The 12,641-nt window shown below is 71.4% G+C and carries 19 protein-coding genes; 8 read left to right on the top strand and 11 right to left on the bottom strand.

Features of this window, described 5'->3' with window-relative positions; all coding sequences use genetic code 11:
- Positions 1-38: 38 nt before the first annotated feature.
- A complete protein-coding gene (locus ABZ404_RS35860; protein WP_358832356.1) occupies positions 39-206 on the bottom strand; it encodes a hypothetical protein in 168 nt (55 codons plus the stop codon).
- On the bottom strand, positions 200-478 hold the full coding sequence (locus tag ABZ404_RS35855) for a hypothetical protein (RefSeq protein ID WP_358832357.1): 279 nt from the start codon (positions 476-478) through the stop codon (positions 200-202). The genes ABZ404_RS35860 and ABZ404_RS35855 overlap by 7 nt, the downstream gene beginning before the upstream one ends.
- A gap of 286 nt (positions 479-764) precedes the next feature.
- Here ABZ404_RS35855 and ABZ404_RS35850 point away from each other — a divergent pair, with 286 nt between their 5' ends.
- Positions 765-2,966, top strand: a complete 2,202-nt coding sequence (locus tag ABZ404_RS35850; RefSeq protein ID WP_358832358.1) for a helix-turn-helix transcriptional regulator — start codon at positions 765-767, stop codon at positions 2,964-2,966.
- Positions 2,967-2,972: 6 nt separating this feature from the next.
- The gene (locus ABZ404_RS35845) at positions 2,973-3,530 is read left to right on the top strand and encodes an XRE family transcriptional regulator (RefSeq protein ID WP_358832359.1); all 558 of its coding nucleotides are present in this window, start codon (positions 2,973-2,975) and stop codon (positions 3,528-3,530) included.
- Positions 3,531-3,602: 72 nt separating this feature from the next.
- Here ABZ404_RS35845 and ABZ404_RS35840 read toward each other — a convergent pair whose 3' ends face one another.
- From ABZ404_RS35840 to ABZ404_RS35830, 3 genes are all read right to left on the bottom strand, one after another.
- Positions 3,603-4,097 carry a hypothetical protein gene (locus tag ABZ404_RS35840; RefSeq protein WP_358832360.1) on the bottom strand — a complete coding sequence of 165 codons (495 nt, stop codon included), beginning with the start codon at positions 4,095-4,097 and terminating at the stop codon, positions 3,603-3,605.
- 71 nt (positions 4,098-4,168) lie between these two features.
- Positions 4,169-4,675 (bottom strand): hypothetical protein, encoded by a 507-nt coding sequence (locus tag ABZ404_RS35835; RefSeq protein WP_358832361.1) that lies wholly within the window; start codon positions 4,673-4,675, stop codon positions 4,169-4,171.
- A 69-nt stretch (positions 4,676-4,744) separates the two neighbouring features.
- A complete protein-coding gene (locus tag ABZ404_RS35830) occupies positions 4,745-5,272 on the bottom strand; it encodes a DUF6233 domain-containing protein (RefSeq protein ID WP_358832362.1) in 528 nt (175 codons plus the stop codon).
- A gap of 89 nt (positions 5,273-5,361) precedes the next feature.
- Here ABZ404_RS35830 and ABZ404_RS35825 point away from each other — a divergent pair, with 89 nt between their 5' ends.
- The 6 genes from ABZ404_RS35825 (at position 5,362) to ABZ404_RS35800 (ending at position 8,225) form a co-directional block, all read left to right on the top strand.
- A complete protein-coding gene (locus ABZ404_RS35825) occupies positions 5,362-5,952 on the top strand; it encodes an HTH domain-containing protein (RefSeq protein ID WP_358832363.1) in 591 nt (196 codons plus the stop codon).
- Between the two features lie 102 nt (positions 5,953-6,054).
- The gene (locus tag ABZ404_RS35820; RefSeq protein WP_358832364.1) at positions 6,055-6,828 is read left to right on the top strand and encodes a hypothetical protein; all 774 of its coding nucleotides are present in this window, start codon (positions 6,055-6,057) and stop codon (positions 6,826-6,828) included.
- A complete protein-coding gene (locus ABZ404_RS35815; protein ID WP_358832365.1) occupies positions 6,825-7,094 on the top strand; it encodes a hypothetical protein in 270 nt (89 codons plus the stop codon). The genes ABZ404_RS35820 and ABZ404_RS35815 overlap by 4 nt, the downstream gene beginning before the upstream one ends.
- A gap of 289 nt (positions 7,095-7,383) precedes the next feature.
- Positions 7,384-7,656, top strand: a complete 273-nt coding sequence (locus ABZ404_RS35810; protein ID WP_358832366.1) for a hypothetical protein — start codon at positions 7,384-7,386, stop codon at positions 7,654-7,656.
- Positions 7,657-7,747: 91 nt separating this feature from the next.
- Positions 7,748-7,978 (top strand): hypothetical protein, encoded by a 231-nt coding sequence (locus ABZ404_RS35805; RefSeq protein ID WP_182854134.1) that lies wholly within the window; start codon positions 7,748-7,750, stop codon positions 7,976-7,978.
- Positions 7,968-8,225, top strand: coding sequence for a hypothetical protein (locus ABZ404_RS35800; protein ID WP_182854133.1), 258 nt, complete (start codon positions 7,968-7,970; stop codon positions 8,223-8,225). The genes ABZ404_RS35805 and ABZ404_RS35800 overlap by 11 nt, the downstream gene beginning before the upstream one ends.
- Positions 8,226-8,448: 223 nt before the next feature.
- Here the strand turns inward: ABZ404_RS35800 and ABZ404_RS35795 are convergent, their stop codons facing one another.
- From ABZ404_RS35795 to ABZ404_RS35770, 6 genes are all read right to left on the bottom strand, one after another.
- The gene (locus ABZ404_RS35795) at positions 8,449-8,838 is read right to left on the bottom strand and encodes a hypothetical protein (RefSeq protein WP_358832367.1); all 390 of its coding nucleotides are present in this window, start codon (positions 8,836-8,838) and stop codon (positions 8,449-8,451) included.
- Positions 8,839-8,865: 27 nt separating this feature from the next.
- A complete protein-coding gene (locus ABZ404_RS35790) occupies positions 8,866-9,054 on the bottom strand; it encodes a hypothetical protein (RefSeq protein ID WP_358832368.1) in 189 nt (62 codons plus the stop codon).
- A gap of 47 nt (positions 9,055-9,101) precedes the next feature.
- Complete coding sequence (locus ABZ404_RS35785) at positions 9,102-9,449, bottom strand: hypothetical protein (RefSeq protein ID WP_358832369.1); 348 nt, start codon at positions 9,447-9,449, stop codon at positions 9,102-9,104.
- A gap of 29 nt (positions 9,450-9,478) precedes the next feature.
- On the bottom strand, positions 9,479-9,961 hold the full coding sequence (locus ABZ404_RS35780) for a hypothetical protein (RefSeq protein ID WP_358832370.1): 483 nt from the start codon (positions 9,959-9,961) through the stop codon (positions 9,479-9,481).
- A gap of 313 nt (positions 9,962-10,274) precedes the next feature.
- The gene (locus ABZ404_RS35775) at positions 10,275-10,760 is read right to left on the bottom strand and encodes a hypothetical protein (RefSeq protein ID WP_358832371.1); all 486 of its coding nucleotides are present in this window, start codon (positions 10,758-10,760) and stop codon (positions 10,275-10,277) included.
- On the bottom strand, positions 10,757-11,404 hold the full coding sequence (locus tag ABZ404_RS35770) for a helix-turn-helix domain-containing protein (protein WP_358832372.1): 648 nt from the start codon (positions 11,402-11,404) through the stop codon (positions 10,757-10,759). The genes ABZ404_RS35775 and ABZ404_RS35770 overlap by 4 nt, the downstream gene beginning before the upstream one ends.
- Positions 11,405-12,641 lie beyond the last annotated feature (1,237 nt).

Raw genomic sequence — 12,641 nt, 5'->3', positions numbered from 1 at the left:
AGCTCCCGACGGGGTGGCCGGAGAGGATGGCAGCGGTCTCAGCCGGTGGTCTGAGGGGCACCGACGGTGCTGTGCTGCTCGTCCCACTCCTGGATCACGGTGCGCAGCATGGCGGCGATCTCGGGGTGGGTGCTCTTGCGGGTGGCGACGCTGCGCAGGTACGTCTCGGCTCCCTGGAGCAGCCCCGAGCGCGGGCTCTTCACCACCCAACCCAGTACCGGTGGGTTCCGGGATGCGAGGCGTGGCTCCAGGCGTCGATGCACTGAACGGGGATGTTGGCGGGGATGTGTCCGTCGACGTAGGCGCCGTTGCGGCCGGTGCAGCTCCAGTACGTGCGCAGGGCGCACTTGTGGCAGGCGAGGGTTCCCACCATGTCGGGGAAGCGGCGCTGCCACTCCGCGTCCAGCTCGTACATGTCCTGCGCGAGCGGGATGTTCTTGCCGCACCGGCAGCACCTGATGCGGAACGGGACGGACACGGTAGATCTCCCAATCACCCTGCGGGCCGGACGCACTCAGCCTGGCAGCCGGCTCCCGTTCTGCAACGTCGCCATGCCGTCTCGGTACCTTCCGCCGCTGAAGGTGCAACACGCGGTGCAACAGAGGGCTGCAACACACCCCGTGTTGCAGCCCTGACCTGCAAGAACGCCCGTTGCGTTGCTTACCCGCCCCCGTGTTGCAATCCTGCCCATCGCGCGATTAATGCGCGATTGGATGCGCGAATCAATGCGCGATCCGCTATGATGTCTATTGGAGGTGACCTCTGTGTCCACTGAGAACGAGCTGTTCAGCGCCGTCGATGCGCTGCTGGAGCAAGTCGCGCAGGACGACCTGCCAGTCCCCGCGGAGCGCAAGCGTCTGCGGGAGGCGGCGGGCCTGAGCCAGGCGCAGATCGCCACGGCGCTGGACGCCCGCCGGGAAGCCGTGGGGAACTGGGAGACCGGCAAGACCGAGCCGCGGCCGCCGAAGCGCGCCGCGTACGCCCGGCTGCTGGAGGGCCTCGCCGCCCGCTTTCCCGCCCCGGCCGACGACGCGCCCACCACTACCCCGGCGCCCGTGGTCCCGGAGTCGTTCACCGGTCCCGCGCCCGTTCCCGCCCCGGCGGCCGAAGCGCTGGCGCCCCCGGCTGCTGCCGTACGACCGGCGCCCGCCGCGAAACCCCCCGCGTCGTCGCGGCGCCCGGGTGCGAAGAAGGCGGTGGCGAAGAAGACCACGGCGTCGGCGGCCGCCGTCGACCCGCGCTTCGAGAACGGTCCGCTCGCGGTCATCGACGCCGACGCCGACGGGCAGGTGTCGGCGTACTGCGTCGGCGGCCTGGTCCTGGACGTGCCCGCCAAGACGATCCCGGCGCTGGTCGACTGGACGCTGACTGAGGGCCGCCTCGGGCAGGCCCGGCTGCACCGCAACGGCCGCGACGCCGACCCGATCCTCGTCCTCACCGCGTCCGCGCTGGAGCGCTTCGGCCTGCCGGTCGCCCTGTCGGAGCAGGAGCGGCACGCGGGCCGACTCCCCTCCGGCCACAAGGTGGTCAAGCAGATCGAGAAGGCCGGGCTCAAGATGAGCCAGCGTGGCTTCGGCCCGTGGGCCCGGGTCTTCCGCGACCCCGAGGGCTCGAAGCGGCGCTGCGTCCAGCTGTGCATCCTGCCCTGGAACGCCCTGGAGGCCCGCGAGTGGGACGAGAAGGACAACCCGCAGCTGCCGACGATGCACCCGGCCGACCTCGTCCAGTACCTCGGTCTGTACGCGGCGCGGGTGATCACGCCGCGCGGCAGCACCGCGACGACCGGCCTGGAGCTGATGACCGCGCTGCGCCCGCCGACCCGCGCGGAGAAGAACCCGGCGACCGGCGCGTTCGAGCCCGCGTTCAACGACGACGCGATCACCGCCAAGTACGACGTCGTCCCGTGCGAGGTCCCCGACGAACACCCGAAGCTGAAGGGCAAGTTCGAGCGGCACCACATGCGCACCCCGGCAGAGATGCTGATGGAGGAGCCCTACGACTGGTGCCGGCCGCTGACCGATGAGGAGTGCGTCAACCCGTACCTGGTCGTCGTCGACATCAACATGTCGTTCGCCGCGGCCGCGAACGGTCTCACGGTCGGGCTGAACGGGCCGACCCATCTGGAGAACTACCCGACGTTCGATCCGGCGCTGCCCGGCTCGTGGCTGGTCGACCTGAGCCACGTCGACCTGTCCCGTGTGCGGGTCAACGGCCGCACGGTCGACGGCTCCCGGCTGCCGTCCCCGTTCACGCCGAAGGGCGACCACCCCGAAGGCCCGGCCTGGTACGCCACGCCCACCGTGCAGTACGCGGTGGAGCTCGGGTTCGACGTCGCGCCGATCGAGGCGTACGTGCGCACCCAGACCGGCCGCTACCTCGACTCCTGGTACAAGCGGCTGCGCGACGCGTACGTGGAGACGATGGCCGACATGGGCGTCACCACCGACCTCCAGGGCCAGGAGTTCCTCGAGGCGATGGCCCGGCGCAAGCAGGTCGACCCGACCATGAAGCTGCTGGAGACCGCGATCAAGGCGACGGCGAAGGGCGCGATCGGGAAGCTGCGCCAGCGCAGCCGGGGCCAGGTGCCGTACTACGAGCCGTACCCGGCGCTGGACCGGTGGACGTGGCGCCCGGACATCCGGGCCGCCGTGCTCGCGAACCAGCGGACCGGCCTGCACCGCAAGCTGATGAAGACGGCGGCCGCCGCCGACCTGTACCCGGTCGCGATCGGCACCGACGCGATCGTCTACCCCTCGCCGGGTCCGTCCCCGCTGGACGTCCTGCCGACCACGCCCGAGGGCAAGCCGGTGCCGGGCGGCTTCCGGCTCGGGGTCTCACCGGGGATGGTGAAGCATCAGGGCACCCAGACCGTCCTGTGGGCGGAGCAGCAGTTCGAGGAGCGCGGCGGTGTCTTCAACATCTCCAACCTCATCAAGACCGACCAGAGCGCTGGAGAAGGGGAGTAGCAGGTCATGGTCGATTCGCTCGGGGACAGCCTGGACCGCGCGCTGGAGGGGGCGTTCACCCGCCGCATCCCGCAGTCCGCTCAGGCGCAGATGAAGTACCTGGTCAAGCAGCTCAAGGGCACCAAGGCCGCCGCCCAGGCGCTCGGGATCTCCCAGCGCACCGTGGAGCGGTACGTGACGGGCAAGCTCAAGCGGCCCCGGCAGGAGCTGCGCGCCCGCCTGGAGCGCGAGGTCAAGAAGAGGTGGCAGCCCCAGGTGAGGGCGAAGGCGAAGAAGAAGGCCGCGACCACCGGCGGCATCGTCGTCTCCACCCGCGCCCGCTTCGGGTTCGAAGCCTCCGGGGGCACGACCGACGATGCTCGGATCCGGGACATCACCCAGGCCCTGCCGCCCGAGTACGCCGACAAGCTGTTCAGCGCACGGGAGCAGGGCCAAAGCGAGGACCAGCTCCGGCAGATCGCCGCCGACGGCCTGGCCCGGATGTACTTCCGCGCGAACAACTCCCGCGCCCACGGCCTGGGCGTGGAGTTCACCGACGTGGAGCGGCTCGACATCGAGCTGTGAACGCCCGTCCACGGCAAGGGGCCCCGAATTCGCCGCGCCGGTTCGGGGCCCCTTCCATATGCCGCCGCCGGGTCAGCCGGCGGCGGCCTTCTCTTCGGCGAGCGCCTTCTTGGCCTGCTGGTAGTCCTCGTACGTCACGGCGTTCAGCGCCTCGATCCGGGCGAGGGTCTCCACCATGTCGTCCTGCTTCATCGCGGTGTCCATGAACTTCAGGAACAGCTCCACCATCGCGTGGCTCTTCCAGGTGCGCAGTTCCGCCTCGTTCAGCAGCTCCGGACCGCCGGCCTCCATCATGTCGACCAGCCGCTCCCGGGCCCTCCACTCCCGGCGCCGACGCCACCAGCTCCCGCCCGGCCGGTTCAGATCCCGCAGCTTGCGGATCTGCTCCACCATGGCCCTGATCTGCGTCTCCTGCTCGGGCGTCCATGCCTTCCCAGAGCCGTCAGCAAGCGCCTGGACGGCCTCCTGGACGGCTTCGCTGCCGTCGCCCGGCCCGTCGCCGCTCAGCTGCTCCACGGCCTTCCTGAGCGCCGCTTCCGCCGCCGTTGCGTCGTCATGTTCGGACACGCTCTCCCCTTCTCCTCGCAGAACGCGCAGCATGCCTGCCGCGCGGCGCCCCGGGCAATCGGACGGCCGGACTACTGGGGGTCCGCCTCGCCGGGCGCGGCCGCCGTTCGGCGGGAGCGCCGGCGGATGACGTCGGGCAGCTGGCGGGAGGCGGCGGCCGGGATGAAGAACAGCCCAGTCATGCCGAGCGCGGTCACGGTGGCGCTCAGCAGGCCCACCGACACCGACGGGTCCTCGACCGAGGCCACTCCGCAGAACACCGAGCTGGCGGCCACGAACGCCAGTGAGGCGAGGATCCACCGATCCTTCAGCGGCGAGCGGGTGCCGGCCACCACCGCGCCCCACCACACCCATCCCGCCGCCACGCAGAACAGCACGGCCGCCGGCGGCAGCAGCACGGGCGGCGCCCACCGGGCGACGTCGCCGCGGGGCAGCTGCTGCCCGGCCTGGTAGCCGACCTGGACCAGCCACACCAGGTACACCGGCACTTCGACGGCGATCACCACCCACATCAAGATGCGCAGCCCTCGTAACGCGCCCCGCTGCTCGCCCATCCCCACGTCTCCCCCCTCGGTCATCAAGTCAGGGGGAACGTACTGGTGGGCCGGCCTCGCCCACCAGGGCGCCCTCACTCGAAGGGGTGGAGATCAGCCGCCTTCGATGTGGTCGAAGCCGCGCAGCACGGGGTCCAGCTCCTGCGCTGCGCCGCACAGGGAGCACAGGCGGGTGCCGAGCTGCTCCGCGACGTTCAGCGCCCGCTCCAAGGGCAGCAGCGGCGCGCCCTGCGGGGCCTCGGCGCAGTCGACGGCGTGCAGTACGGCGCGGCCGGGCCCGCGGCCGCCGCCCGTCTTCTGCAGCACCCAGCCCGAAGGCCGGCGGGGCCCCAGCACCTCGCGCACCGTCGACGGCGGCGGCAGCCGCTCGGTGGGCACGGCGTCGTAGGAGACGCCGTCGACCGGCCGGACGTGCTCGGGGGCGCGCACCCACACCCGGTACTCCGCGGCCTGGACGTCGCCGTCGGCGGTGTTGCGGTACGCGGGCAGCCCCACCTCGTACAGCCAGCCGCGCGGCGTCTCGCGTCGGGCCCACAGCCGGGCGGTGAGCTCCTGGCCGTCCGGCAGGACCACCAGCACCGGCACGGGGGCGGCCGGGCCGTCCGAGGGCGTCGTCGTCATGCCGACCACGGTAGGCAGACCCGGCCGCGACCCGGCGGTCCGCCGGGCGCCGGCCTCTGTCCACAGGCCCGATCGGGCCTGATGATCACATGACTGCTGACGACGTGACGCGCGCGGCCAAGACCCGCGCCAAGATCCTGGACGCCTTCGCCCGCGCGGAGCGGGTCCTGTTCACCCGGCCCGCGCCGAAATCCGCGCGAGCCCAGATGAAATTCCTTCGCACGCGGGAGAAGGGCTCCACCAAGTCCCTGGCGAAGCGGCTGGGCGTCTCCCGCAAGACGGTGCAGCGCTACCTCTCGGGGGCCTCCACCAAGCCGAACAAGCGCCTCCAGGAGGCGCTGGTGCAAGAGACCGAGTCGGAGTGGCAACCGCAGGTCAGAGCGCAGGCGAGGCAGCGCGCGGCGTCCTCGGGCGGGCTGGTCATCTCCTGCCGGGCGTACTTCGGACTCGGTCCGGACGGCACCTCGGACGCGGGCCGCGTACGGGACATCAGCGTGGCCGTCAGCCCCTCCCACGCGGCCGCCATCATCGCCGCGCGGGAGGAGGGTGCGACGGAGAGCGATCTGCATGACGCGGTCGCGGAGGCCATCGCGGACGCCTATTTCCGTCAAGGCGGTGGCGGTCGCGCGGGCCTGGAGGTGAAATTCGCGGACGTGGAGTGGTTGAACATAGCGTTTTAGCAGCGCGTAATTCGGGCGTGCGGTAGACCTGTGTGACCGGCCCACCGAGTCGCATTACCGGCCGGGCCCTCACTTCCGTATCCGAGCTGAAAGCGAGTCCTGATGAACACGTCCGACGGGTGGCGGCCGCGCCGTGTCCCCGAGGCCCGCGGCCGCGTCGGCGCCCCGCGCACGCCGTTCGACTACGCGAAGGTCGGCCGGTCCTCGGTACGGCGACGGGCGCGGGGCATGACGCACAGCGAGGCGGTGGCCGCGCTCGAAGGGGCGGAGCAGCAGGCACACCTGGACCGCCGCGACGAAGCCGCGGCCGACGACGGCGGCCGCCGTGAAGCCGAGCTCGCGGAGTGGCAGCGCGTCGTGCAGCTGCTCGCCGCGACCGGCGGCCCCTACGACCCGGACGCCGACGCGGTCGTCCAGGAGGAGCTCGCCGAAGACCGGCGCCGCGAGGAAGCCGAGCAGCAGCGCCGCCAGGAGCAGCAGCGGGTAGCCGACCGCGCCGAAGAACTCGCCCGGCTGGGCGGGGCCGGCCGACTCGATCGCAGCGTGCCGAGCCAGGCCGGGGACGAAGCCGCCCGCGACCTCCTGGACGAGAACCGCGACTACCGCGCCCCGAAGGTCGACGCCTGGCTCGCCCACGCACTCGCCGACCAGTCCGGGCACTACGCCGACCCGGCCGCCCGCGCGGCCGCCGTCGGCTCCCTGCCCGTTCCGGTACGCGCCCGTGCCGCGCTGCTCGCCGCCCTCGCCCGCACCGGCGCCCCGGTCGACGGCGACCTCGAGTTCGTCGGGCGTCTCGCCCAGGCCGACCCGGACGCCACGAACGCGCTCGCCGCGTGGCTGGAGACCGCAGCCGCAGTGAAGGGCGGCCCGGCGTGAGCGCGGCGGACGAGGTGGTGGTGGCCACCTGGAGCGAGCACAGCGAGATCGGGCACCACTACGAGGACCTGCTCGCCGGCGGCTCGGTCATCGCCTGGACCGAGCCGCCGTTCGGCGAGAGCCTCTACCCCGGCGACGACGACCCCGACTACAACCCGATCTGCGACTGCCCGCGCATCCCGCGCCAGTTCTGCCTGGAGTGCGCCGGCTGCGCCGCCTGCGGGCAGTGCACCGGCCCGCACGTCTGGCCCCCACTCCAGACCTGACAACCGATTGTCACGCTCACCGAGGGTGACAATCGGTTGTCACGCCCCCTGTCACGCCCGCTGTCACGTTGCCGGAAGACCGCGTGACAGCCCACGCTCGAAAATCTTTCAATTCGGACATACGGGCGTGGAAACGGCCCGGATACCCCTCTCCGGGCCGTTTCCGCGTGACAGGAGCGCGACAGCGTGACACCCCTCCGGCGGGTGATCACACTCTGTTTGCCAACGAAGCCTGACGAGTGCGAGTTAGTGTCGGCGAAGGTTGAGCACCGCAGGCCAAGGAGACGCGATGTCCGAGCCCATCCCCGACGATCTGCGCTGCCCTCGCTGCGGTGACCTGCCGGAGCCGCTCCTCTGCCTCGGCCACAAACCCGACGGCACACCCTCCACCGATACACCCGCTGCGATGCTCGCGCTCGAAGCCGAACTCGGCCTCGCCGATGACGCGCGCCGCCGGTCCACCGGTACCGCGCTTACCGATGCCCAGACCGCCGCGATTCTGCGTGCCATGTCCGACGACCCCGGACTGGGCACTGGTGACAGCGGGGAGCACGGGCACTGACCAAAGGGCCGGTTCGTCCGTACCCGGCTCCCGCGCCCCGCCCCGGCGCTACCGTGGTGACACACGCCAGATGACAGCCAGGAGCCCCCGGATGAGCGAGCAGCCGGCCCTCGTGCCCGACCGCCAGCCCCTCGATGAGCACGCCGCCGCTTCCGCCCGCGCCTACGCGGCCGACCAGCGCGCGCGAGTCGACGTCCTCGCCTCGGTGCTGGAGGACATCGCCGCCAACGGCTACCCGTCCCCGGAGACGGGCGTGCTGTGGGAGGAAGCCCGCGACGCCCACCTGGACCGCCTCGCCGGTGAGCAGCCCCGTGTCGCCTGACCACGCCCCGCGCCGCTCCCAGGTCGTCCTGGTGGAGCCCGCGCTGAGCCAGCTGGCGAAGCTCACGGCCAGCGAGACGCACCGCCTGGACCGCGCGATCGTCGCGATCAGCGTCAACCCCGAGCTGGGCACCCCGGTGCCCGACACCCTGCTGCGCGACTACGTCGACGACGTCGACGGGGTCCGCGTCATCTACTACGTCACGGCCCTTCGACAGATCACGATCGTCGCGTACGTCGAAGCCTGATCGACATGTAGCAGCGCCCCGGATCCGCTTGGGTCCGGGGCGCTGCTGTGTCTGCTGCTCGGTTGCTGCTGGTGGTGGTTGGGGGTGCCGGAGAGTGATGACATTCCGAAGGCCGGCCCCGGGCGCCGCAAGGGTGCTGCTCGGGTAGCAGGCCGTGCTGCCCCGGGGGTAGCACGCCGTGCAGCAAACGGTCGTTCGGCTGCTGCACGGCGTGCTGCGACCCTCAGCCGGTGGTGCCGGTGGCCCACCGCTCCAGGTCGCTCACCGCCTTCTTCAGCAGGGTGCGACGGCGGGACTGCGCGGTCGCGCGGCTCTCCAGGTGCATCGCCTTCGCCAGGTCGGCGTGCGAGACGTCCTTGGCGGCGGGCTGGCGCAGCGAGGCGTCCCGTACGGCCTCCAGGCGCTCCAGCAGCCCGGTGGTGCCCTCGATGGCGGCCGCGAGCTCCGCGGCGCTCGCACCGCCCGTACGCAGCAGTGCCAGGCCGTGCAGCGCGGCGGCGAACAGCGCGGCCAGCTGCTCGCCGTCGCTGCCGAGCGCGGCGACGTCCTCGGCGGCGAGCGGGACCAGGAGCTGCTCCTGGCGGTGGTTGTCGGACGCGGGGTCGGTGCTCACCGCGGTCTCCTTCCTCGGGTGGGTCGGTCAGCGGTCGGCGACGGTCCAGCCCTCGCCGGGCCGGATACGGATGATGCCGCCGGGAGTGTGGAGCTGCCCGCCGCCCGCGCCCAGGCCCAGCGCGTCGATCTGGTCCAGCAGCGCGGCGGCCTGCTCCGCGAGCTCGCGGGCCTGCGCCTGGCGGGCGCGGAGTTCTTCGGCGGTTCCGTTGAACACGGTGTCTCCCTCGTGGATGCGGGCGCCGGAGTCGGCGGGCGGGTGGTCTACAGCCAGCGGAAGAGGTCGCGAACCTGGGAGGCCGCGCCCGAGAGGTTGTCGGCGTCCAGGCGCGCGTCGAAGTCGAACGGGTCCTCCGTCTCCTCCATGACGTCCTCGGACGCGGCCGCCAGGACGTCGGCGAACCGCTCGTGGACGGCCGCCTCCTTCAGGGCCTGCACGACGGACTTGCGGTCGGCGGTGCCCCGCTTGATGGCGTCGGCGAGCAGCCCCAGCGCGGCGGCCGCCGCCGGGGCCAGGTACGCCAGCTCGCTGTCGACGGCGCCCCGGTCGGCGCGGGTCTCGATGGCGGTGATCTCGGCGGCCTTCACGATCTCCGTGGACGTGCGCTCCATGACGGGACTCCTGTCTCGGCTGGCGGGGTTCAGGCGGTCCGGCTGAGGTAGCCGGCGGCGACGTCGACGAAGGCGTCGTGGGCGACCTTCGCGGCCTCGCGGGCGGCGGTCAGGGCCTCGGTGGTGGCGTAGGCGTCGCGCAGCGCGTACGTCAGCGTGACCATCTCGTCGGCCGCGGCGCGCACCGCCTGGTCCTCGATGAGCACCCGCAGCGCGACCAGCGGGCGGGTGACGGCGGACCGGGTCATGTGGCTCTCGCCGCGCAGGGCCTCGATCCGCTCGGTGCTGGCGCCCTTGAGGGTTTCGTCGCCGCGCATCCACATCGCCCGGCGGTGGTCACTGACGGCGCAGGCGAGCGCGGTGACGGCCTCCAGGCGGTCGCGGCGGATCGCCTCGCCGTGGCTGACGCGGACGGACCGTTCGGCGGCCCGCTCCTGGAAGCGCCCGCTGACGATCGAGCCGAGCAGCGTGCCGACGATGGCGAGGGCGGCGGTGACGAGGGTGACTAACACGGTGGGCTCCTTCTCGGCCTGTATGAACTTCAATACATGTATTGAAGTTCATACAAGGGAGGGGGCGCAAGGGGGTCGCTCATGATTCTTTTGCGGGGTTGCGACCTGCGCGTTTCCCGCCTGCGGGAACCGTGTGCGCGTATCTGACATACGCGTCCCGCGTGCGGGACGCTGGCCAGCTTCCGGCCCGGGGCCCAGCTTCCCCTCCAGGGGAACGATGTTCACGGGGCCCCGCAGCAGCCCCCGTGCACGCAGAAACGGCGCCGCACCGTGAGGTGCAGCGCCGTGTTGCCCGGCCGGCCGGGCGGCCGGGTCAGTGGACGCGCTTCAGGTGGGTCGTCTTGGTGATGGGCGTGACGTTGCCCTTGGCCTTGGCTTCGGCCTTGCGGGCCTTCTCGTCCAGGTGGAGCTGGAAGCGGCGCTCGTACTCGTCTTCGAAGTCGCCGTCGTCCAGTCGCATGTCCCGGGGCAGCGCCTTGACGGCTCGCTGCTGCTCACGGGGGTCGTTGAACGCGGCGATCATCGGGTGGAGCTGGAACCGTCCGCGACGGACCACGGTGACGAGCCGGGCGGCGACCAGATGCTGCATGGCGCGGCTGATCATGCCGCGCTCCATCGCGAGGCCGGCCGCGAGTTCGTCATGCGTGGCGACGACCAGGCCGCCCTGCTCCTGCTCGGTCATCATGTGCAGCAGCAGGGTGTAGGCGGTGGGAGGCAGCCGCGGTACGTACGCGAGACCGTTGAAGCTGCCCCACAGCACGTTGCGGCGCGGAACCCATTCCTCGGCAGCGGACGTCATGACGTGGCCTTCCCTTCCCCATCCGACTCCTTGCGCACTTCCAGTTTCGCGCCGGGAGCGGCCATCGCCCGGAACGCGTCGGGCGCGTCCGGGTCCTCCATGATCTCGCGCAGCAGGTCCAGCTGCTCCACCCTGTCGCTCATACCCGTCTTGGAGCGCTTCTTCTCGCCCTTCTGCGGCTCCCTGAGCCCGCCCCTGAGCGACGCGGCCGGGTTGAGCTGGTAGAGGCCCCGCTGGAGCCTGCGCAGCGCGCCGTCGGCCTCCAGGACGTTGAAGACGCGGCTGATGTGAGGCCGGCTGTACCCGAGGGCCACGGCAACGTCCTCGTGCTTGGCCTCGATCAGGCCACCGGGCTTCTGCGAGCCCATCAGGTGGAACAGCACCACCAGCACGAACCGGTCGGCGTCGTAGCGAACGGCAGCCCAGCGCATGAACTCCAGGCTGTCCATGGAGAACGCCTCGCCGATGAACCCCGTGCTGGAGCCGACCGGGAAGACCTGGGCAGCATGGCCAGCGGGCAGCTCGATGGTGGAGCCGGAGGACCGGTTGTAGGCGGTGGGCGGCGGCTTCGGGCGGCGCCGACGACGGGACGGGGCGCCGGGCAGCTTCGGCGCTGCGCTGCCGTCCAGGGGCCCTGAGCTCATGGGGTCGCTGCCTCCTTGATCGTTGTGGTGTCAGAACCCTAGCGGAGAACCGTGGCAGTAGTGCCACGAAAACGCGGCAGCGCCGACACGAAAGTCACCCGTACGTCAGCCCTGGCTGACCTTCCCTTCCGAATCGGGTCCGAGGCTCCCGCTGACGCACCGCGCATCGTTTCGTGGCAGTAGTGCCACGAAACGATGTTGCTCGGTCAGGACCGGCTGACGTCGCGACCGAGATATGTCAGTCCAGGGCTGACATATCTTTCTCAACTTGACTCTCTGACCTGCGGAAACGCGCGGCTCTTGCCTCTAGAGCGTGCGCGCGCGTGATACCGGTTCCCTCTGCCGTGATCAAGCACCGCCACGCCGTGGGATCGACCCACCAGCAGCAGCACCAGAGCCCGCCGGCCGGGCCCCGTCGTGACGCGCGCGGCTTCGCGTGCGGCAACGTTGGCCCCCTGCGAGTCGTGGACAGCAGCAGCGGCTCTGAGTCTCGGGTGGTGCCGGCCGTGACGCTCAAAAGCATGGAAGCGTGGGCGGTGCCGGTGGGCGGTTCCGCCGCCTGGCCCTGGGGGCCATTCGGCTCCGGCACCTCCGCATGCCTGAATTCAGCCTTTCCGATTTCTGAGGTACCGTTCTGTGGCTCGGGTCCGCAACCGCTATTCACTATTCGAGCAGCCTTTCTCTATTACTCGCGACCTGTACATCTCAGGTAATTCACGCCCCCTTTTTCCTGGTCAAGGGTGGTGCGGGACCATTCCAGTCTTAAGCTAGCTGGTATCTTTGAAGCACGCGCCCGGATCGCCCACCTCCGCCCTCTCCTACCTCTGTTCGGCTCGTCACCCGCCCGACTGCCTGTCACCTCCCCTTCCTCTTGCTGCTGCTCGGGCCGCAGGCCCGTGGGTGGGCCGCGCGGAGCGTGGCACGCCTGGCCCGCACGGGGGAGCGGGGTGCGCCTGGTGTGGCTGGAGCGCAGCGGAGGCCACGGGTCGGCCGGAGGCCGGCCCCGGCCCGCAACGCGGGCCGCCTGCCCTGCGGTTAGGTGGCGGGCGCGGAGCGCGTGCCGCCTGGCGGTGAGCGGAGCGAGCCGCATCCGCTCACGCGGAGCGGGAGCGGCCGGGGAGCGCAGCGACCCGGCTCGCTGTCGCGGCTCCAATTCTCGCTGGCTCACGGGCACGCGGCAACGAGCAAATGGACCAGCTGACTGGAATCGGAGGGTATGACGCTCATATCCCTGCCC

Origin of the sequence: Streptomyces sp. NPDC005878 (assembly GCF_040629815.1) — a bacterium.
Classification (GTDB): domain Bacteria; phylum Actinomycetota; class Actinomycetes; order Streptomycetales; family Streptomycetaceae; genus Streptomyces.
This window is presented reverse-complemented; position numbering and strand designations above follow the sequence as displayed.

Coding starts and splice junctions, on each gene's coding strand:
- ABZ404_RS35845 (WP_358832359.1), top strand. CDS start 2,973: ATGGTCGATTCGCTCGGGGACAGCCTGGACCGCGCGCTGGAGGGGGCG.
- ABZ404_RS35835 (WP_358832361.1), bottom strand. CDS start 4,675: ATGACCGAGGGGGGAGACGTGGGGATGGGCGAGCAGCGGGGCGCGTTA.
- ABZ404_RS35830 (WP_358832362.1), bottom strand. CDS start 5,272: ATGACGACGACGCCCTCGGACGGCCCGGCCGCCCCCGTGCCGGTGCTG.
- ABZ404_RS35825 (WP_358832363.1), top strand. CDS start 5,362: ATGACTGCTGACGACGTGACGCGCGCGGCCAAGACCCGCGCCAAGATC.
- ABZ404_RS35820 (WP_358832364.1), top strand. CDS start 6,055: ATGAACACGTCCGACGGGTGGCGGCCGCGCCGTGTCCCCGAGGCCCGC.
- ABZ404_RS35810 (WP_358832366.1), top strand. CDS start 7,384: ATGTCCGAGCCCATCCCCGACGATCTGCGCTGCCCTCGCTGCGGTGAC.
- ABZ404_RS35805 (WP_182854134.1), top strand. CDS start 7,748: ATGAGCGAGCAGCCGGCCCTCGTGCCCGACCGCCAGCCCCTCGATGAG.
- ABZ404_RS35785 (WP_358832369.1), bottom strand. CDS start 9,449: ATGGAGCGCACGTCCACGGAGATCGTGAAGGCCGCCGAGATCACCGCC.
- ABZ404_RS35775 (WP_358832371.1), bottom strand. CDS start 10,760: ATGACGTCCGCTGCCGAGGAATGGGTTCCGCGCCGCAACGTGCTGTGG.
- ABZ404_RS35770 (WP_358832372.1), bottom strand. CDS start 11,404: ATGAGCTCAGGGCCCCTGGACGGCAGCGCAGCGCCGAAGCTGCCCGGC.